The organism is Bifidobacterium bombi DSM 19703 (assembly GCF_000737845.1).
In the GTDB taxonomy this organism is placed as follows: Bacteria; Actinomycetota; Actinomycetes; order Actinomycetales; family Bifidobacteriaceae; genus Bifidobacterium; species Bifidobacterium bombi.
In genome coordinates this window covers 206,128-227,032 of sequence record NZ_ATLK01000002.1, presented here as the reverse complement: position 1 = coordinate 227,032, position 20,905 = coordinate 206,128, and the positions used below count along the sequence as shown (strand labels likewise).

The window sequence follows — 20,905 nt, the reverse complement described above, 5'->3', positions numbered from 1 at the left end:
TGGCGGTAGTCTAGGGACTATGAGACTGACCGAAATCACCCCTGCAATTCCCTTGACGTCCCTTGATGGACGCTACCGCAAGCAGACGCTTCCTTTGGTGGAATACCTCAGTGAGGCGGCGCTTAACAGGGAGCGCATAGCGGTGGAGGTCGAGTGGATGATTCTGCTTGCCAACGGCTTCCCGGAGAACTCGAACCGACCAGTGGTGCCCGGCGTGAAGCCGCTGAGCCCTCAGGAGCAGGATTATCTGCGCTCCATCGTGGACGGCTTCGCTCAGGATGGCATAGCACGACATGCGGCTTACGAGGCGAAGACCCATCATGACGTGAAAGCGGTGGAATATTACATCGATGATTTCCTGGACGCATCCACCGGCACCCTCGGTGCGCAGACCCAACTGCCCAGACTCAAGACACTGGTGCATTTCGCATGCACCTCCGAAGACATCAACAACTGCGCCACCGCACGTTGCATCAAAAAGGCCGTCGAACAGGTATGGCTCCCCGCCGCACGCCGCATGACCGACTTCCTGGCACGCAAGGCACGGGATTGCCGTGACATGCCTCTACTGGCGCTGACTCACGGACAGCCAGCCACGCCGACGACGCTCGGCAAGGAACTAGCGGTCTTCGTGCACCGCCTTCGCCGGCAGATTCGGCATATCGAACAGCAGGAATACCTAGGAAAGATCAACGGGGCGACCGGCACTTTCGGGGCGCATACCGTGGCCTGCCCCGACGTCGATTGGATCGCCGTATCCCGTGAATTCATCGAGCACAGGATGGGACTGACGTTCAATCCACTGACCACCCAAATCGAGAGCCACGATTGGCAAGCCGAACTCTACGGGTCGATCAGCCATTTCAACCGTGTCTGCCACAACCTGGCCGTTGACGCTTGGATGTACATTTCGCGTGGAGTATTCGTACAGGTACCCGTCAAAGGCGCCACAGGCTCGTCGACGATGCCCCACAAGATCAACCCCATCCGTTTCGAAAACGCGGAAGCCAACTTCGAACTCTCATGCTCGCTCCTCGACACCCTTGCATCGACCCTGGTGGAAAGCCGCTGGCAGCGCGACCTGACGGACTCGACCACACAACGCAATATCGGCGCGGCACTGGGCTACTCGCTGTTGGCGCTCGACAATCTTGACGGCGGCCTGCATTCGATCCATCCGGACCAAACCGTGATGAACTCGGAGCTGGAACGCAACTGGGAAGTGCTCGGCGAACCCATTCAAACGGCCATGAGGGCACAGGAGCTTCAGGGAAGGCCGGGAATGGAACGCCCGTACGAGAAGGTCAAGGAACTCATGCGCGGCAGGCAAATCGGAAAGTCCGACGTCGAGGCTTTCATTGACTCGTTGGATTTCGACGAGGCCACCTCGGAACGCCTCAAATCCCTCACACCTCGGAGCTATACCGGTCTGGCCCGCCGTTTGGTGGACTTCGAGGCACCGCAGGATGAAACCGAACACAACGACCTTGGATTACCGCAGCAATGACCGACAGCTCAGAATCGCCCATCATCCCACCGGACCCGGAACAGGACGGCATGCAGACGGTCCCGATTCCACAGGGACATACCAGCAGAAACACCGTCGCAAGATGGGGAACGTCGTCCGCCGGCACCGATGACACCATGGACATAGACGACGTTCCGCCCAAACGCACGCACAATCCGAATGATCTGCTGCACGCCGTCGCGGCTTTGCTGCTATCCGCAGGCATCATCCTCGCCGCGGTGTATATGCGTGGGCTGACCAATGGGGTGGAACACGACGCCCGAACCGCTGCTCCGGCCTTGGAATGGCTCATGGTGGTACCGTCTTCGGTATTGCAGCAGCTGACATCGTTCATTATCGTCATCGGCGTTCTGATCACCCTGCTGATAAGCCGCGAATGGCTGCAATCGGCAATCAGCGTGGTGGCGCTGTTTGCCGGGTATTGGGCGATCTTCATTTTCTCGCTGCTCCTTACGCGCATGAGCATTCCGGCACTGAGCGCTGCCCTCGCCCCGCCGAATGGCTTGACATCGACGGTGGTCATTCCCGACATCTATGCAGGGCTGGGTGCATTCCTCACCGTTGCCGGCCCACGCAAGATAAGACCTAGCGTTAAGTGGAGCTGGAACACGCTTTACGCGGTCGCCGTCATCTGCATCGTACTTTCCTGGCAATCGGTTCCCGGAGTGATCGTCTCCTTTTCGACGGGCAGAATCATCGGCATGCTACTGCGTTTCGGCATGGGAACGAGCAATACCGGACTATGGGGCAGGCAGATCGTGCTCCTGATGAAGGGCATAGGGCTCGATCTCGTCCGTTTGCACCGGCGGCACGGCTGCAACGAGGAGACCGGAATTCTCCAGGCCACACTCGACGACGACCTCATCGAAAACTCCCGCATCTACGATGCCATGGACTACGACGGAAGAACCTACACAATATCGGTGCTCGACGCACAACCGCACAACGCCGGATATCTGCATCAGCTATGGCAGGGACTGCGTTTCAACGACGTTTCCGTGCGCCTCGACAAGTCCGCCAGCGACGCCAACCACCACCATCTTGCAATGCTGCTGGGGCTGAAGAACTGCGGGCTGAAGACACCTGACTCCTATGGCGTGGCGGACAGCGAGGAATCCTCGGTTCTGGTGTTCGATGCCGACAACCCACCCCGCGCGTATGACTATTCGACAATCACGCCGGATGACGCCGCACAATTCATGGAATATCTGGAACGCGCCAATGCCCATGGCTACACGCATAGACGGATCACGCCGCAGACGCTCTCTCGGCTCGCTGACGGAAGCCTGGTCATCTCAGGATGGCAGAACGGCGACTGCGCCAGCTCTTCGACGAACGTGGCAGTGGACAAGGTGCAGCTCCTCGTACTGATGTACGTTCTTCTTGGACGCGAACAGGCCATCGTCACCGCCCAAAGGGTATGGGGAACCAAGACCTTGGCCGCGCTCGCACCGTTCGTGCAGAAAGTGGTCGTTCCCAGCGAGACGCGCGACCTTCCCGGCTGGAACAAGCAGGTCATCACGACGATGCGCGAACAACTGGCCGGTCTGATACCGCCAGAGGAGCGACAGGGCGAGGAACAGGTCACACTCGCCCGTTTCAATCTCAAATCATTCCTATCCATAACGCTGCTGATCGTAGCCGTCGCGGTCATCTTCACCCAGCTGAAACCGAACGAGGTCATAGCGGCCGTGCGTGCGGCGAATATCTGGTGGGCCTTGGCGAGCCTTGCGTTCTCGATGTTGGCTTGGGCCGGATGCGCCCTCACCCTGGGTTCGCTCACAGATAAAAAGCACAGGCCCGGTCCCTTAGCGCTCTTCTACTCTCAAGCGGCTTCTGGTTTCACTGCAGTCTCGATGCCGGCCGGTGTGGGCCCGGCCTTCGTCAATCTTCAGTTCCTGCGCAAAAACGGATACAAAAACACAGCGGCTACTGCAATCATGAGCGCCACGTGGATTGTCCAAGGGTCTACCACCGTGCTGCTTCTGCTGGTAATAGGTCTTTTCACAGGTCGCAACACGTTCTCGGGGATGGTGCCGGGCAACACTTTGATCGTGGTCATAGGAGCGATAGTGCTGATAGCGAGCGTCGCCATGGCTATTCCTCCGCTGCGCCGCCTGTTAATCGACAAATACCTACCCATCGTCAAGTCCTATATCAATCAGCTTCTCGATGTGTTGAGCCAACCCATAAAGCTGACTTGGGGAGTCGCCGGCGCGCTGATCCTCAACATCGCAACCGGACTGGGCTTTTGGTGTGCGCTCATGGCCTTCGGCTACAGCAGCAACCCAGTGGAGGTCATCTTCGTCTTCATACTCGCCAATACGCTCGGATCCGCGGTGCCCACACCAGGAGGCTTGGGCGCGGTGGAAGCTGCTCTGACATTTGCCTTCACTTCCATTGGAGTGCCCGCGGCCGTGGCGCTTTCCGCCACTTTGGTATACCGCGTGGCTTTTTACTGGCTGCGCATTCCCATCGGAGCCTTCGCCATGAAACGGTTAACCAAGCACGATTTGTTGTAATTTTCCGAAATTCGAGGTTTTTTAGGCAAAAAGTACTGCAAAACCCTTATAAAAGGCGGAGATTTGAGATATGTTGCGCTAAAATGAGTAGTGATCGAGGTGCCTGCAAAATAGCAGGAACCGCTATTAGCAAAGGATCATATCCATGGCATACAACAAGTCTGATCTCGTTTCGAAGATCGCCCAGAAGTCCAACCTCACCAAGGCACAGGCGGAAGCCGCCGTCAACGCCTTCCAGGATGTTTTCGTCGAAGCCATGAAGTCCGGCGAAGGTCTGAAGCTCACCGGTCTTTTCTCCGCCGAACGCGTAAAGCGCGCCGCACGTACCGGCCGCAACCCGCGTACCGGCGAGACCATCAAGATCCCAGCATCCTACGGCGTGCGCATTTCCGCCGGCTCCCTGCTGAAGAAGGCCGTTACTTCCAAGTGATCGTAAATCCTTGGTTTTAAGTCTCTGGTCTCACCGAGAGATCAGGGACTTTTTTTGTGCCACGGCAGGGCGCACTGAGTATAATGTACATTGGTAAGCAGTGTTGCTTCGGACTCCAAATTATGGAAGGTCAGTATGAGTTTAAGAGATATAGCGTTGGAAGTCGGGCGCATCGTACAGGATGCCGGTAAGCACGCGTTCCAAACGCAAACGAATCCTCACGATCTCAATCTCTCATCCATACCCGATACGCGGGTGCGATTGGAGTCGATAATCGATAAAAAACTCGTGGATTTCATCGAGAACCGCCTTACGTATCTTGAGCCGTACCAAGGCATGTGGCGAGACAGACCCGAAGAGGGCCAACCAGGTGACCGCTATTGGTGTGTGGGTAACATTGACGGCGTGATCAATTTCGCTCGCAACATGCCTGAATGGACCATAACCGTTTCGCTTTTCGAATTCGTCACCGCCACCCACGCCCACCCCATCTTAGGAGTGGTGCATGCTCCGGCTTTGGGGATGACCTATTTGGCCGCGGAAGGCGAGGGAGCCATCCGCATACGTCGAACACCGGTGGGTGACAAGCAGGAAAGAATCATGCCATCCGCACTCAGCTCCCTGGAGGGGTCGGTAGTAGGTTTCGGCATGTCCCACGTCCCTGAAGAGTCCGCTCGCGCCTTCGCGCTGCTTGGACTCATCGCTGAGAAGCCGGCCGACATAAAGCGCATAGGACCAGTGTCACTGGATTTGTGCAAAGTCGCGGATGGCACATACGACGCCTACTTCGAACCGCATCTGCATCAATGGGACATTCCGGCGGTCTCGGCGGGGACCGTGGTCGTCCGTCAAGCCCAGGGCAAAGTGACCCAGTGGTTCGACGACACGATACACTGGCGTGGCGAAAACGATATCGTGGCATCCAACGGACTGATCATCAATGAGCTGGAACCGTATTTCCAACGTCTTCCCTTCGTCCCTTCGAATCATTCCTAATCCACTGTTTCTCAGGCGGCCGATGCCGCTAAGCCACCTTCTCCCCAGGTACCTGCCCAAAAAACAAAAAACACCCCTGAAAACCGCCTGGAAGCGCGACCACCATCCTAGGGCAGTCGTTTTCGGGAAGAGACACCAGACCATTGGGGGGGAACAACGGAAGTTTCCGGAGGTAGTTCCCGGACGAATGCCCCTGGGTGACAATTCCTGACGGACATCATAGTCACAGGTTTCCAGTCAGTCTGTCTTGGTGGCGACCACTCTCCATCGGCAGGCACACCTCAACCGTCTGTCTTTGGACGACGATACGCCTTTGTATTCGGTTCCGCCCTATTTCTACGAAGACGATGCGATGACGTCGCAGCGACGACATGGGGATAGCATCATTCCAGGTATGCGCCATCACCCAGGTGGGCGCCTCTTGCCCAATCCGCCGCCGGCATCGCTTTTTTGCCCTGCAGTTTGACTTCATCCAATTCCAACGGCGCGGAAAGAGTACCTACCCAAACATGCTTCTTCGTCACGAACAGCTTTCCTGGTTCGAGCGTCTGCGGCACGGCGCCTGAACCACCGGTGGTATCTGGCTCCTCGACCACATGCGCGCGCAGTACGTGAAGCATCTGGGCGGCATCCACGGAAGCCTGCGAAGAATCCTCCGGAACCTCCGCACCGGCTTTTGCGCCGGCAATGGTGTGGACTCTGCCGTTGCCCTTCGTCGTCCCAATGTCTGACCCAAGATGAAGCATAGTCCAAGCACCGGGATCCGGCGTGCAGGCGCGAATCTGTCGGTCCGCCGCAAACGCGGGAACGTCAAAACGTATTCGAGCGTCCTTTGAAGTGATTTTCCGCGCCACCTCGTACGCGCCTTGAGGCTGTTCCTGAAGTGCTATCTGACCATCCGCCATAGCTTGAAGCGCGGCCTCAAGCAGGCGCGCCCCCTCCTGGGAGAGCCGTCGCAACACATCGCCGGAAGTGTCGTGCTTCCCTATTTCCAACGTGCTTTGCGCCAGAATGGGACCGGTATCCATACCCGCAGTCAGCCGAAACACAGTGGCACCCGTCAGCGAATCGCCGGACCATATGGCCCTCTGCACCGGAGCCGCTCCACGCCACTGGGGAAGCAGCGAAAAATGAAGATTATACCAGCCCATCGGCAGTGCATCAAGCACCGGTTGACGCAGTATCTTCCCGTACGCGACTATCGCTCCCGCCTGAGCACCGGTTGCCTTGAGTTCATCGAGGAAGGAAGGCTCGCTTGGGTCGCATTCCAACACCGGGATGTCCAAGGAACGGGCCGCCTGTTTCACCGGGTTTGCGCTCAGCCTGCGTCCTCTTCCGCGCACCGCATCAGGCCGGGTCAGGACAGCCACCACCTCGAAGTGTTCTGTATCAGCGGCCAACGTCTCCAAAGCAGGAACAGCTGCCTCCGGAGTACCTGCAAACAACACTCTGAGCATCATTACCTCTTTTCAAAGCCCGATACAGACTATCATGCACCACCTTATATGAAAAGCCTCGATGCATGGACTGCAAACCATGCAACCAACCCCCAAACGTCACGCGCACGGCGAGATTCATTGTCGCACAACGTGACTCAGTGTTGCACGGCGGGAATCGGCACACCCATGCCGACCAAAGTCTCACGTAGTTTGACCGCGTCGGAGAAGCGCAACGCCCGAATGCCGGCTTGGTTCGCACCCACCACATTCATGGCTTTATCGTCCACGAACAGGCAGTGGCGGCGATCAACACCGAACCTTTCCACGGCATATTCGAAGATGTCCGTATGCGGCTTGCGGAGTTTCACGTAACCCGACACCACCGAATCATCGAGCGAGCTCAGAATCGGATACTGTTTCTTCGCCGGGCCGAACAACTCGACGGCCCAGTTGGAAAGCCCCCAAACCCCGATGCCGGCGGCCTTGAGGTCATTGACTAGCACACGCGCCCCGGGAATGGGACCAACGAGCGAATCCTCGAAATTGGCGAAGTAATATTCCAGCATGGACACCCAAGGCTCACCATATCTGGCCCGGACATCGGCGATGACTTCAGCTTCGGTCCCGCCCGCATCCATGGCATCGCTCGCATCGTAAAACCCCGAGATGTCGTTATCAAGGAACGCGTCGACGAGTTCCTGCGAATATCGAGGAGTCATGACGGGCTGGGGATCCCACTTCACCAGCACGTTGCCGAAGTCGAACAGGACATCCGTGACCGACTGGCCCTCGGCATCACTCGCCTTGCCCTCCGACATCACCTTGTCGTACTCCATTTCCGGTTCACCCGGCCAACCCTTCATCGCAACCCTCCTCGTCAGTCGACGTCCTCTACCTTCACTTTACAGGAACACCCTAACGGGTACCGGCTGTTCCGTGGACAGACCCGCACGGGAGCAAGAAAGGAACAGACGCTCCGAAAGACACAACGGCAGGCGCAACGACGCAGGCAAAAGGACGCAAGCAACAAGAGACATACGGGCGGATACGTTACCTGATATGCGATAAGACATGCCGGGCTCAATCCAGATCTTTGGGATCGATTTGGAAACGTAGCTCACCGGTCTCGCGGCCTGCCACATGACGCGCAGAAGCGTCGTGCAGACGTCCAGCCAAACCGGCACGCATGCGCTGTGGTACACGCACCACGGCCTTCACGCGATCGATGAGCGTGGAATCCAGCTCCCAAGCCTCCATGGTGTGCGGCTGAGGTATCGACACCGGCCCCAGAACCGCTGGTTGAGGGCCAGTGGAGCATATGACGGTATCGATATCCCCTTGTACGGCACCTATACGCCGTAGGGCCTGTTCGACGGCGTCCCTCCGACCCCAAACGGCGGCGGCCGTAACAGCCGGTGGAAGGCCGGTCTCGCGCCGGCTCATAAGCTCGTCGGAGGCCAAGACCCGAGAATCCCAAAGCAGGAGCGAACGGGCGATGACGGGGTCGGTCTCCCCTAAGATCAGCGCCTGACCCCCCTCGGCTCTCGGAGCGCACAATGCCACCGCACGCATCCAGGACGTCAACACATCGGGCCGCGCATCTAGGCTTTGGGAATAGAGGCTGGTCCAGGCGTCGAGGATCGCCACCGCCTGGTACCCGTTGGTGAATCTGGGCTCCGCACCGGGCGTGGCGATGACGATCAGCGGGCGCCTTCCGCTTTGGTTCGCAGGGGCATCGCCCTTCGACATGCCCACCACGCCATCGATGTCCTCAATAACACCACCTGGTTGATGCGGAGAGGAGATGACCATGTCCACACCATGGAACAACCGTTGCAGCTCTTCGGCGGTGCCGGCCGCACCTACCCGCACGACGCGCAGACGGTCATGTCTGCAGGCCGGACATGTCCAATCCACACATACGGCTCCGCACCAAGCACAACGTGGCGCCTTACCCGCCTCATCCTGCAATAGCGGGCCAGTGCAGCGAGGACATCTCGCCTGACGATGGCAATAGGCGCAGCTCAACGCCGACGTAACGCCATCTCGTGGTATGGAGAACAGCACGGGGCCACGTTCCAGCGCTTCAGACAGGATACGGACGGCGCTATGCGGCACTCTGGCGCCAATCGTCGGGTCAGCCAGACGGGTCAGCTCATCGCGGTTGAACCATCGAGTCCAGGGCGCAGCCTCACGAACGGCAACCTGCAATGGGTGGACTGCCTTGCTTGGACCTGTCACGCCAATCTCCACAACCCCGTTGTCGACAGCCGGATCATCCACATCGTTTTTGGCACCGGAACCAATCGGCGAGCCTTCATCCCCTCGTTCAAGCGACGGCGGCGCGCCCGCACGTCCCTCCTCGGACTCGCGGCTCGAATGCTTGGCATCAACTTTCCCCTGAAACGCACCCACCGCAAGGGCGGCATCCGCGTGCGCCCCAGGAATCTCCGCGCAGGGCGCGCCCGCTTGGCTCTCCCACTGGCTCAACACACTGCGCGCGTTGGACAGAGACACGAACGTCCCGCCATGCGCACGGGCGCGCAGACGCAGCACGCCGCGAGCCCGTGCATAAGGCATCATGCCATCCGCATATTGATATGCGTTGTCTTCCATAAGAGCGAACAGCGCCTCACCTTCCAATGGGGCGTACATGGCCGCACGCGTGCCGATCACGCAACGCACCTGACCGGTCGCGGCGGCAAGATAGGAGCGATAGCGCTCAGCAGGAGCCATGACCGCACACAACGGCGCCACGTCTCCGGAAAACCCGCCATGCGTTGCCTTGGTGCGCGTGAAAGGTTTCAATCCATATCGCCCCAACGCACGCATCATGTCGTTCACCTCACGCATCGTAGGCAGAACAAGCACCGCACCACGGCCGGTCTGCAAAGCCTGCACCGTCATCCACGCCAACTCCCGCGCCCACTGGGCAGGGCCGGGCAATGAATCGAAGACAAACGAGGAGAAACCACTGGACGACAACGCATCCCGCAACGCCGTAGCTTCGTCGTACTGCCCCTGCATGCGGCTGAACTCACGTCCCAGCATCACGCCATCGATATGACGACGCAAAAGTCTCGTCACGCCACCTGCAAGCCCGGTGTCATAAGGAACCTGAGGTATGTCAGCGGCGTCAGAACCATCGCGGCCCGCGACGCCGAGTCCTACATCGCCGTCGTCAATCTGCGTGACATCATCAGGGCCACCGAACCGGCCCGAGGGCTCCCGACCTTCGGAAAGCACGCCCGAACCCAGCACGGCAAGTCGTTGTTCCTGATCCACACGAGCCACACGAGGCGGTAATGCCAGACGAAGGATGTTCGCAGGCGTGCCACCGTATGCATCGGCAATGGCGGTAATGTCACGCCGCATGGAGGCGCTGACGAGGACTTCAGGAGTGACCACGCGCTCGATGAAGCGCAACGCCGATTCCGGCGTATCACTGGTACTACGACGTGCCCAGATGATGCCGTTGACGCGCTGCCTGCCAAAACGCACACGCACCATCACCCCGGGTCGAGCGGCATCGGAATCCTTCTCTTCGATAAGATAATCGAACGGTCGGCCCAAATGCGTGGCCTGGATATCAAGCACGACCTGCACGACGGGATTCCACGCGGCAGGATGGCGCTCCCGCGGTTTGCGCTTGCGCCGTTTGCGCGGGGCGAGACCTTCGAATGCCGGCTGCTCCACCTCCTGACCGGACCCATCCGCCATCGCTACACCACCTTTCACCCTGCTCGAATCCGACTTCAACATGTTCTCAACACTTGAGTCTAGCGCAAGTGCGGAGACCCTTTTGCAAACGACGTTCATTTCGTCGGACGGCATCGGTATCGAGGCATCGCGAACGGGACTAAGGGACTAGGTGGCAGGAGATTTATGGGCCAATGGGCCAATAGGCCAATAGGCCAATAAGTTAATATGTCAATAAGTCAAGGGATTAAGAAATCAAGAAATCAAAGGGTTAGAGGGTTAAGAAATCAAAGGGTTAGAGGGTTAAGAAATCAAAGAATTAGAGGGTTAAGAAATCAACGAATTAAAGAATTAATGAATTAAAGAAAGGGATAGCGATGATTAAAGAGACCTGAAGGAATGAAGAGACATGAGAGACCCGTGATTCGGGTTCCAGACACCCTATGCCACCAATCCGTCCGAGCCCAGCCCAGGTAAACGAAACTCCCACGCTCAGCAGCAACGAATGTCGCAGAACGCGGGAGCAGCAATCATGCACCGGAAAGCCCGGCGATGGATACGTCTTTATTTCTCGGACTTGACCGTTGCATCCTTGACCCACCACGGACGCAGCGGGTAGTGATCGGTCATCTTGGAGTCATCCGGACGAACACACAGGAACTGATGAATCTGAATGTTGTTCAGTTCGAAATTGACGGCGCAAGCGGCCATGTACAGACCCCACAGACGCGCCTTGGGCTCGCCCATCAACTCTACGGCACGATCCCAGCCGGCGACCAAATTCTTGTTCCAACCATGCAGCGTCAGCGCGTAATGCTGGCGGAGGTTCTCCTGATCAACGACCTCGAAGCCCGTGTCTTGAATCACCGTCTCAATCTCACCCGGAGATGCCAACTGGCCGTCAGGGAAGATGTAACGGTCGATGAACTCACCGGGATAGTGGGTCGCCATCGAGTTGACGCGCGTAATCTGATGGTTCAGCAGACGTCCATTGGGCTTGAGCTTGTCGAAGATTTCCTTGAAGTACGGTGGGTAGTTCTTGAAACCAACATGTTCCATCATGCCGAGCGAGCAGATGCCGTCGAAATCACCCTCAGGAACTTCACGGTAATCCATCTGTCGAACTTCAGCAAGGTCTTCCAGACCCTCACGCTTGATCCATTCCTGAGCCCACTTTACCTGTTCGCCGGCGAGCGTGACACCGAGCACCTTGATGCCGCGCTGAGCCGCACGGATCTCCATGGAGCCCCAGCCGCAACCAATGTCAAGCAGGCGATCGCCCGGCTTCAGATTCAGCTTGTCAAGCACGAGGTCGAGCTTGCGCCATTCAGCGTCGTCAAGCGAAGGATCGTCTTCGGTGAAGACACCGCAGGTATAAGTCATCGATGGCCCCAAGAACAGACGGTAAAACTCGTTGGACTGATCGTAATGGTAGCTCACCGTTGCCGAATCACCTTTTTCGGTATGAGGCAAAAGGCCTTCCGCACGGCGCTTCCAGCGGCTGGGCCCTTCAATCGAAGGAGGCTCGGGATGACGGATGCCGTGGGAATACACGGATGCGAGCGCCTTGGCCGCTTCAGCTGGACTTGGCTTCTTCAAATCCGACTTGAGACCCATCAAAGCCTTGAAGACCTCGTAGGGGTCGCCTGGAATAAGCTCAGGTGAGCTGATGTCGCCCTGGAGATAGGCACGTGCAAGACCAAGGTCATTGGGATGGTCGGCCATGTAATACACCGCTCGTGAATTATTAACCATGATGTGAATCGGAGCATCCTGCGGGCCGAAACTCGATCCGTCGAACGCAGTGAAGTTTATCTTGCCGCTGTCTTTGAGAAACAGCCCTATCATTTCCGCCACAGTCATCGTGGACATACTCCGCCTCCTGTCAAAACACAATTTCCAGTAAGCACTACTCTATTGCCTAACTCAGACACGGTTCGCAGCCCGCGAAGTCATCCACCCATCTTCATGAATCAGCTGCGTTCGATTCGCGCGACGATTCCATCGGACAAACCCGACACTGGATCGTACGTATGCATGCGCATGTACATGCATACGGACAATCTCACGGACAACCCAGTGCGGCGCAATCCCACCAATCGGTGCGTTGAAAGCAAACTAACAAGCGATACCGTCGAACCAATGATCGATATCCGCTCAAACCATGTACACAAGCTCAGGGACGACAAAGCCAGAGGGCAATAGGACAGGCATCTTCCGCCCACGAAACGACGAACGTGCCGGCAAGGGCGCGACGAAACATAACGGCAACCAGAAGAGCGAAACCAACTTGGGGCCAAACCAAATCGGGGCGACACGAGGGTACGAGGGGACGAGCCGACGATGCTCGAACCGAGGAATACATGAACAACGAATGACCGTATGGGCGAGCGAACAGAACGAACGAAACGGACGGACTGACAAGCGGACCAATGAACGAACGCAGGAATAAACAAACGAACGGACTGATGGGCTGACATATAAACAAACCAACACAAATCAAGGATCTTCAACTACAGGAGGATTCGAAGAAGATACAAAAGGGACACGGCGAAAACACCGTGTCCCCGTATTGACCGCAAGCTCTGACGCACAACACTTCTATCAGACATGAAGCAGCCAGTCCTCCAATCACCGGGGGAACGTCTGCTACACGAACAAAAACGAACAGCTCACGGAACCAGCGAACGGACGACTTTCACCCCTGCACAATCGCCGATTTCAAATCCTCGACCTTATCGGTGCGTTCCCAGGTGAAGTCAGGATCATTCCTGCCGAAATGGCCGTACGTGGCAGTTTTGAGATATATCGGTCGCAGCAAATCGAGCTCGTCGATAATGGCGGCAGGTCTCAAATCGAACACCTTGCGTACCGCAGCCTGAATCCGCTCATCACTGACCCCCTCCGCGGCGGTACCGAAGGTGTTCACGTTGATGCTTACCGGGTCGGCTACACCTATCGCATAGGCCACCTGTATCTCGACTTTGTGCGCCAAACCCGCGGCGACGATGTTCTTGGCCACCCAACGTGTCGCATAGGTCGCGCTGCGATCCACCTTGCTCGGATCCTTGCCGGAGAAGGCGCCGCCACCATGATGAGCCGCGCCACCATAGGTGTCCACGATTATTTTGCGCCCTGTGAGTCCTGAATCAGCGGCAGGACCTCCAAGAATGAAGGAACCGGTCGGGTTGACAAGCATACGGTAATCGTCATGCTCGATGACTGAACCGCACACCTCGTCCAACACCGGTTCGACAACCTTCTCCCTCAACTCCCGTTCCAGCCAGTCATGCGTTGCATCCGGGTCGTGTTGAGTGGAGATGAGCACCGTATCGACCCGCGTCGGCCTGTCGTCTTCGTCATACTCGATCGTCACTTGCGTCTTGCCGTCCGGACGAAGATTCGGGACGATGCCCTTTTTGCGCACCTGCGCCAATCGGAAGGCCAGCCGATGTGCCAAATAAATGGGAAGCGGCATAAGAGCGTCGGTCTCGTCGCAGGCATAGCCGAACATGATTCCTTGATCGCCGGCACCTTGAGCTTCATAACGTTCCTCACGTGAAGCGGCGGACTCCTGTTGCTCGCTCAGACGCGCGACACCTTGATTGATTTCGCTGCTTTGACCGGTAATGGAAACCAGCACACCACAGGAATCGGCATCAAGTCCTACTTCCGAACTGGTGTAGCCGATATTGCGCACCACGTCACGCACGATGGACTGTACGTCAGAATAGCCTTTGCTGTTTACCTCACCGAAAACGAAAAACTGCCCGACGGCGGCCGAAGTCTCCACCGCCACATGGGAATGAGGGTCTTGACGAATCATATCGTCAAGAATCGCATCAGAAATCTGATCACAGATTTTGTCAGGATGTCCTTCGGTTACAGATTCAGCGGAAATTAAACGGCGTTCAACAGCCATATTCACTTCTTTCTTCCATGCTCGGCGCCACGCAGAACAGGCGCACGAACGTGTATACATACAGGTAGCAATCGTACTCGCAGTCCTCTATCGCAATGCCGACAGGTGGTTCACTGTACTGCCCCCGCACCATAAAGGCCTTACAACAAGTTCATGCAACAACACCATGGTTCACACGAAGGCCCGCAACGGTTCGCAAAGCCCTACAACGATCCGCAAAAGCCCTGCAACGATTCAAATGAATCCACAACGATCCGCGAAACACTACAAAACCCTGTGAAGCCCTATAGGGAAACCATGCCTTCAGCGGATGTTTCAGTTTGTGCCATTATCCTACACAAAGAGCAACACACGGCGACACTGTTTACAAAACATCCCATAGAATGGCAAAAATTGCAACGGACACCACTGACAGCACTGTAAAGCGAACAGATATCGGACGGCAGCCGACCCAAGCACGACACCAAATTCACGAATGAAGCGCCAGTATTCCGCAAGAACGCGATGCAATTCCTGCCACCTCATTCAACCGACACAATCCGAGACAATTAGTCTGTCCTCATAACCCGCCAACCATTCAGACACCTCCCACCGTGATTACGCATTGGACCGGTTTGCAACGCACCAGCGCGCAGTATGGCTTCAACCACAGGCACACGCCTCATGACCCGCTCGAAATCAAGCAGAACTATCCGCGTTCGGGTCATGGCTTTCCAATGCTCGCTCCCTGCCGCGTTCTTCATGGCGAATCGCCTTGGTGCTACGGACTGCCAGTCATGTCTTCATCGACGAATTTCCCCATGCCATCGAATTCAGCGATCACCAAGCGGCCATCGGAAGGCAATGAACTCAAAGTCCGTCCTGAACACCGTTCCCTAAAAGAGGCAGGAAATGTAGCAATAGCACTCCTATGTAACGAAAACTGCCGCAGAACGGCACAAGCTGCAGCAATCGAATCAGGTAATGACCAAATAACTCAGTCCAATGGACAGCGGGTGAAGGAACGACGAACACAGCTCGACGACCAACAAACGGACAAACGAACAATGGACACGTCCCGGCATCAGACGACCGGCAAACGAACAACAGATACGATCTAACGGCCGGATGATTGACAAATAATAGACAAAGAACAACGGATACGTCCTGACGACCAGACGACGAAAAACTACGACCGAAATGAAGGCAAAAACATCAGTTTGGCGCAGCTCAGGCGAACCATATCGTCAATTACGAAACGCAATCACATATGACTTACTAAAAAGCCCCGGCGCATACGCGACAGGGCCTTGCATACCTTTGCATGAGAGCGATCAGTTGCCCTCACTCAAATCATCCTGAGCCAGCGTCTCCTCCAGCAGTCCGCTGTCGATCTCACGGAAGGCGATGGAAAGCGGCTTCTCCTGGTTCTTGTATTCAACGAGCGGGCCGACGTTCTGCAGAAGGCCTTCGTTGAGCTGAGTAAAGTACGAGTTAATCTGCCGCGCACGCTTGGCCGCGAAAATCGAAAGCGAGTACTTATTGGAATCGACGTGCTCCAAAAGCTGATCGATTGTCGGATCCGCAAGTCCAGTTGGCGTAGGATCGGTGCCGAATTCCATGAGTAACCCCCACAATATGTTTGACTTGAATTGATGAACTTTCTAAAGATTTCATTATAGTGGCACGGGACGATATACACGAAGCAGCATCCGGCCGCTCCTACACAGACCAAAAACCAAGGCGGACGGTAACAGGTACGTCAGCTAAGAGAAGGTTCGTGGTCCGGAAAAGCCGAGCATGGCCGACCAAGCCCCACCCATGTCTCAACCGAAGTCAACGAGAGCCGCCCAACATCAAGCTCAGCAAATCAAAGCCGCCCAATACCAAGCGCCGCCAACCAAATCGACGAGAGTCAAATAAACCCCATCAAATTCGACCAAAGCCGATCGAAACCAGCACGGACCAGTCACTTGAACAAACGGAAACCTATGAATATCGTCCAAAACCCGAAACCCCATACGCCAGGCCGCCAAGTCTCAACAGAAGGACCAGGTAGGCAGGTGACCCGCAGAACACGGTTCTTCGTAATTCACCCAGCCGCACTTTTCAACTAATCGAGATGAACGCACAGGATTACGTTCAGCAACCTTTGCAATTCACCCAATCATACTTCTCCACCGGCAGAACCACAGACGTCCACCATGCGGTCATCACGCATCTCCATAGGCGTAACCGGCGCTTAACTGGTAACCATGCAAATGCGCTCACATAACATCATGACCGGCCGCATGTTCGCCGGAGCCCGGGCACTCTATCGCGCCGCCGGCGTCGCCGGGGACGACCTTGGTCGAAAGCCCATCGTCGCCATCGCCAACTCGTTCTCCGAATTCGTGCCTGGACATGTGCACCTCAACAAAGTGGGGCGTGTGGTTTCGAATGCGGTGAAAGAGGCGGGCGGCATCCCCCGTGAGTTCAACACGATCGCCGTGGACGACGGCATCGCCATGGGCCACACCGGCATGCTGTATTCCCTCCCGAGTCGTGACATCATCGCCGATGCCATCGAATACTCGGTCAACGCGCACTGCGCCGACGCTCTGATCTGCATCTCCAACTGCGACAAGATAACGCCCGGCATGCTCATGGCGGCTTTACGGCTCAACATCCCGACCATATTCGTGTCCGGCGGCCCCATGGAGGCCGGCGAGACCACGCTTTCGGACGGCACCACGCAGACGACGGATCTGATTGACGTCATGTACGCCTCCGCCGACGATGACGTCTCCGACGAGGATCTGCTCGCTTATGAAAAGACGGTCTGCCCCACCTGCGGATCATGCGCCGGCATGTTCACGGCGAATTCGATGAACTGCCTGACCGAGGCTCTGGGTCTCGCACTTCCCGGCAATGGCACGACGCTAGCCTCGCACGGATACCGCAGGCAGCTCTTCGAGCGGGCAGGCAGGATGGCAGTGCAACTGGCACACCGCTACTACGACGAAGACGACGAAAGCGTGCTACCACGTTGCATCGCCACCAAGCACGCCTTCGAGAACGCCATGACCATGGACGTGGCGATGGGCGGCTCCACCAACACGGTCTTGCACATTCTTGCGGCGGCGCAGAGCGCTGACGTTGACTTCACGCTCGACGACATCGAGCGCATCAGCCACACTGTGCCGTGCATCTGCAAGGCCAGCCCATCGGGGGATTGGGAGATTCCCGACGTGCACCGCGCCGGCGGCATCTGCGGCATTCTGGGCGAGCTCGACCGCGCGGGCAAGCTCAATCAGGATGTGCATTCCGTGGATTACCCCACGTTGCAGGCCAAACTGAACGACTGGGACATCATGCGCAGCAGCTGTCTGCCTGAAGCCAAGGAACTGTACCGTGCGGCGCCCGGCCATATCACCTCGCCGGAGCCTTTCACCCACGAAACGCTTTCCAACGACCTAGACACCGACCGCGTGAACGGCGCGATCCACGACATCGAGCACCCAGCCGTGACGGAAGGCGGACTCGCCATACTGCGCGGCAACCTGGCACCCGACGGCTGCGTGGTAAAAACCGCGGGCGTGCCGCAGAACATCTGGAAGTTCCACGGACCGGCGCGAGTGGTCGAATCCCAGGAACAGGCGGTGGACGTGATCCTCGGCGACAAGCTCAAGAAGGGCGAGGCGCTGGTGATTCGCTACGAAGGTCCCAAAGGCGGGCCGGGCATGCAGGAGATGCTCTATCCCACATCATTCGTGAAGGGCAAGGGCATCGGCAAGGACGTAGCGCTGATCACCGATGGGCGCTATTCAGGCGGTTCTTCCGGCCTGTCAATCGGGCACGTGGCTCCAGAGGCAGCAAACAAGGGTCCAATCGCTCTGATTCGTGACGGCGACATCATCGACATCGATATCCCCGCACGCAGCATCAATGTGGAGCTGACGGACGAGCAGTTCGAACAGCGCAGGCGTGAACTCGAAGCGGGAGACGGCTACGTGGCGCATCGCGACCGCAAGGTGTCCCTGGCACTCAAAGCCTACGCCGCCTTCGCGCGCTCCGCCGACAAGGGTGCCACCCGCGACCCCGATCTCATCAACAAGCTCAGCGGTTTGGCGTGAAAAGTCCAAGCCTGCTACATTGACCAGGACTCACCCAAACGATACCTGCAAGGTGACGCAGTAATCCCAACACCTCACCTTGCAGCCGTACTCCTATGGCTCCTTTGCAGATTTCACATACCTGAAATCGGGCTCATCAATGTGCAGGTGGCCGGATTCGACATGCCCGCCAAATTCAGCAACACAGGTCAGCAGAACAGATGATTCACAGTAATCTCAGAAACAGCCAAACCCGAAATACCGTTGGCATGAAAATTTGACCGTACGACGTCGAACTCACTCCAGCAACCCGAACTCACTCAAGCAGCCCGTATTCCTTCGCGATGACATCCCACAGCTCGGCGGCAGCATGGGGCACCTCGTCGTTGACGATGGTCACGTCGAACTCGGACTCTGCGGCGAGTTCCACCTTCGCGGTCTCAAGCCTGCGTCTGCGCTGCTCCTCATTCTCCGTGCCACGCCCGACCAGCCGCTTCACCAACTCGTCGTAGCTCGGTGGCGCGATGAACACCGACACCATCTCCAGCCCCAGTTCCGCAGCACGCTGACGCACCCGGCGTGCGCCTTGCAGGTCGATCTCCAAAATCGTGGGGATGTTCTTCGCCAAATGGTCAAGTACAGGCTGCAGCGGTGTGCCGTAGTGCGCCATACCGTGGACGGTCGCCGTCTCCAAGAACCAGCCGGCGCGCTCCTTGTCCAGGAACTCGGCCTCACTCATGAACCAATAATTCTTACCATCCACCTCACCGGGGCGCGGACCACGAGTGGTAGCCGACACCGAGACCCAGACCTCGGGATGTGCTTTGCACAGTGCGGCCTCGACGGTTCCCTTGCCCACGGCGGTGGGACCGGTAAGCACGACCAGCCTGCCACCGCTCGCACCTGAAACGGAACGTGTACCGGCACCGCAGACCTTTGCACCTTGAGCGCCGTCGCCCGGGCGCGTTCCTTCGGTTTCCTGTGCATTCATGGCATCCCCCTTCGAAAACTGCTTTCAGTCTAGCCGCCACGCTGCCCCGCAGAATAGTGTCGAGACACAGCACCATGTGTCAAGCACAATCCACACAAAGCGAATCGGTTGCAGAAGCTGCCGCAAACCGTCACAAAGCGCAGCAACAGCCACCGAACCATCCACATCCGTACAGGGCTCGGCCTCCAAACCGCCACGAAAAGTGCCGCAAACCCTCACAAATAGCAACGCTTATATGCATCAGTTTCACCATGTGCATGAGTTCCACCCTCAACCGTCATCATTCACCTCTGACGTAGTCAAAGCGGAGTATCATCGAATATATGGCATCTGGACGTAACAACGGGAAACGAACCAACACCGGCAAACGAACTGGCAAGCGTGGTTCCTATTTCGCCCCCTTGGAACGCTACTGGCATCGATCGGGTCCCATCAAACGTGTGGGTTCGGTTTTCGCGGGCATTCTGGCGACGATCTGCGTCCTGGCTTTAGTGATGGGCTTGATACGGGTGGTGCAATGGCATGTCGAAGTCAAGGAGGCCAAGCAGCGTCAGGCACAACTGGCTCAGGAGTATGATTTCAACCCAGGAAACATCATCTCCGACGAGCAGTTCTTCAACGCCGACGCGATGAACGAGGCCGAAATCAATGCCTTCATCACGAACCCCAAGCGCAGCTGCGCATCTTCCGACTGTCTTGCGGCACGCACCTTCGACACCGAGAACATCGCGTCGGACGACCTGTGCGAGGCGTACCAAAGCGGCGGTAAGGAAAGCGCCGGAACGATCATATACAAATCCGCGCAGGCATGTGGAGTGAGCCCCGCAGTACTCATCACCGTGCTGCAAAAGGAGCAGCACCTGGTCTCTCCCAATCCAGGAACGGAATTCCAGTTCAAGGCGGCGATGGGGTTAAGCTGCCCGGACGACGCCAAGTGCGACCCGAAATACGCCGGCTTCTTCCGACAGGTGTTCGGCGCGGCGAAACGCTTCAAGTATTATCAAAAGCACAACGACCAGTACCGCTATCATCCGAACGACCTCAATTATGTGCAGTTCAACCCGAATGCGGCCTGCGGGGGCACACAGGTCTACATCTCCAACTCCGCTACCGCGTTGCTGTATAACTACACCCCTTATCAGCCGAATGATGCGGCGCTTAGGGCAGGCTTCGGCGAAGGCGATTCATGCTCCGCCTATGGGAACCGCAATTTTGCCCTGATTTATGCCAATTGGTTCGGCGATCCGAGGAAATAGCAATTGTGTCGCCCCGTTGCACCCCATGCAAGGTCGAGGCGATGAAACC

Annotated in this window: 13 protein-coding genes; 6 read left to right on the top strand and 7 right to left on the bottom strand. The window is 57.2% G+C overall.

Translation table 11 applies throughout. From position 1 onward, the window contains the following. Nucleotides 1–19 precede the first annotated feature (19 nt). The 4 genes from purB to BBOMB_RS07095 all read left to right on the top strand — a co-directional run bounded on the left by purB (nucleotide 20) and on the right by BBOMB_RS07095 (nucleotide 5,476). The gene (purB, locus tag BBOMB_RS07110) at nucleotides 20–1,507 is read left to right on the top strand and encodes an adenylosuccinate lyase (RefSeq protein ID WP_044087789.1); all 1,488 of its coding nucleotides are present in this window, start codon (nucleotides 20–22) and stop codon (nucleotides 1,505–1,507) included. Further along, on the top strand, nucleotides 1,504–4,050 hold the full coding sequence (locus tag BBOMB_RS07105; RefSeq protein WP_238549941.1) for a lysylphosphatidylglycerol synthase transmembrane domain-containing protein: 2,547 nt from the start codon (nucleotides 1,504–1,506) through the stop codon (nucleotides 4,048–4,050). The genes purB and BBOMB_RS07105 overlap by 4 nt, the downstream gene beginning before the upstream one ends. Nucleotides 4,051–4,195: 145 nt before the next feature. Next, on the top strand, nucleotides 4,196–4,480 hold the full coding sequence (locus BBOMB_RS07100) for an HU family DNA-binding protein (protein WP_044087788.1): 285 nt from the start codon (nucleotides 4,196–4,198) through the stop codon (nucleotides 4,478–4,480). A gap of 135 nt (nucleotides 4,481–4,615) precedes the next feature. After that, nucleotides 4,616–5,476, top strand: coding sequence for an inositol monophosphatase family protein (locus BBOMB_RS07095; protein ID WP_044087787.1), 861 nt, complete (start codon nucleotides 4,616–4,618; stop codon nucleotides 5,474–5,476). A gap of 383 nt (nucleotides 5,477–5,859) precedes the next feature. Here BBOMB_RS07095 and fmt read toward each other — a convergent pair whose 3' ends face one another. The 6 genes from fmt to rpoZ all read right to left on the bottom strand — a co-directional run bounded on the left by fmt (nucleotide 5,860) and on the right by rpoZ (nucleotide 16,137). Then, complete coding sequence (fmt, locus tag BBOMB_RS07090) at nucleotides 5,860–6,933, bottom strand: methionyl-tRNA formyltransferase (protein ID WP_044087831.1); 1,074 nt, start codon at nucleotides 6,931–6,933, stop codon at nucleotides 5,860–5,862. A gap of 137 nt (nucleotides 6,934–7,070) precedes the next feature. Continuing rightward, entirely contained in the window at nucleotides 7,071–7,778 is a 708-nt protein-coding gene (locus BBOMB_RS07085; protein ID WP_044087786.1) for an HAD family hydrolase, read from the bottom strand. A gap of 217 nt (nucleotides 7,779–7,995) precedes the next feature. Beyond that, a complete protein-coding gene (locus tag BBOMB_RS07080) occupies nucleotides 7,996–10,635 on the bottom strand; it encodes a primosomal protein N' family DNA-binding protein (RefSeq protein ID WP_044087830.1) in 2,640 nt (879 codons plus the stop codon). A 543-nt stretch (nucleotides 10,636–11,178) separates the two neighbouring features. Beyond that, complete coding sequence (locus BBOMB_RS07075) at nucleotides 11,179–12,486, bottom strand: class I SAM-dependent methyltransferase (RefSeq protein WP_044087785.1); 1,308 nt, start codon at nucleotides 12,484–12,486, stop codon at nucleotides 11,179–11,181. An 826-nt stretch (nucleotides 12,487–13,312) separates the two neighbouring features. Then, nucleotides 13,313–14,536, bottom strand: a complete 1,224-nt coding sequence (metK, locus tag BBOMB_RS07070; protein ID WP_044087784.1) for a methionine adenosyltransferase — start codon at nucleotides 14,534–14,536, stop codon at nucleotides 13,313–13,315. A 1,313-nt stretch (nucleotides 14,537–15,849) separates the two neighbouring features. Beyond that, nucleotides 15,850–16,137, bottom strand: coding sequence for a DNA-directed RNA polymerase subunit omega (gene rpoZ, locus BBOMB_RS07060; RefSeq protein WP_044087782.1), 288 nt, complete (start codon nucleotides 16,135–16,137; stop codon nucleotides 15,850–15,852). A 633-nt stretch (nucleotides 16,138–16,770) separates the two neighbouring features. On the opposite strand from rpoZ, the gene ilvD reads away from it, so the two are divergent. Further along, the gene (gene ilvD / locus BBOMB_RS07055; RefSeq protein WP_044087781.1) at nucleotides 16,771–18,630 is read left to right on the top strand and encodes a dihydroxy-acid dehydratase; all 1,860 of its coding nucleotides are present in this window, start codon (nucleotides 16,771–16,773) and stop codon (nucleotides 18,628–18,630) included. A 295-nt stretch (nucleotides 18,631–18,925) separates the two neighbouring features. Here the strand turns inward: ilvD and gmk are convergent, their stop codons facing one another. After that, entirely contained in the window at nucleotides 18,926–19,600 is a 675-nt protein-coding gene (gene gmk / locus BBOMB_RS07050; RefSeq protein ID WP_081867442.1) for a guanylate kinase, read from the bottom strand. 323 nt (nucleotides 19,601–19,923) lie between these two features. Between gmk and BBOMB_RS07045 the strand changes: the two genes are divergently transcribed. Further along, nucleotides 19,924–20,856 (top strand): hemagglutinin, encoded by a 933-nt coding sequence (locus BBOMB_RS07045; RefSeq protein WP_414133085.1) that lies wholly within the window; start codon nucleotides 19,924–19,926, stop codon nucleotides 20,854–20,856. Nucleotides 20,857–20,905 lie beyond the last annotated feature (49 nt).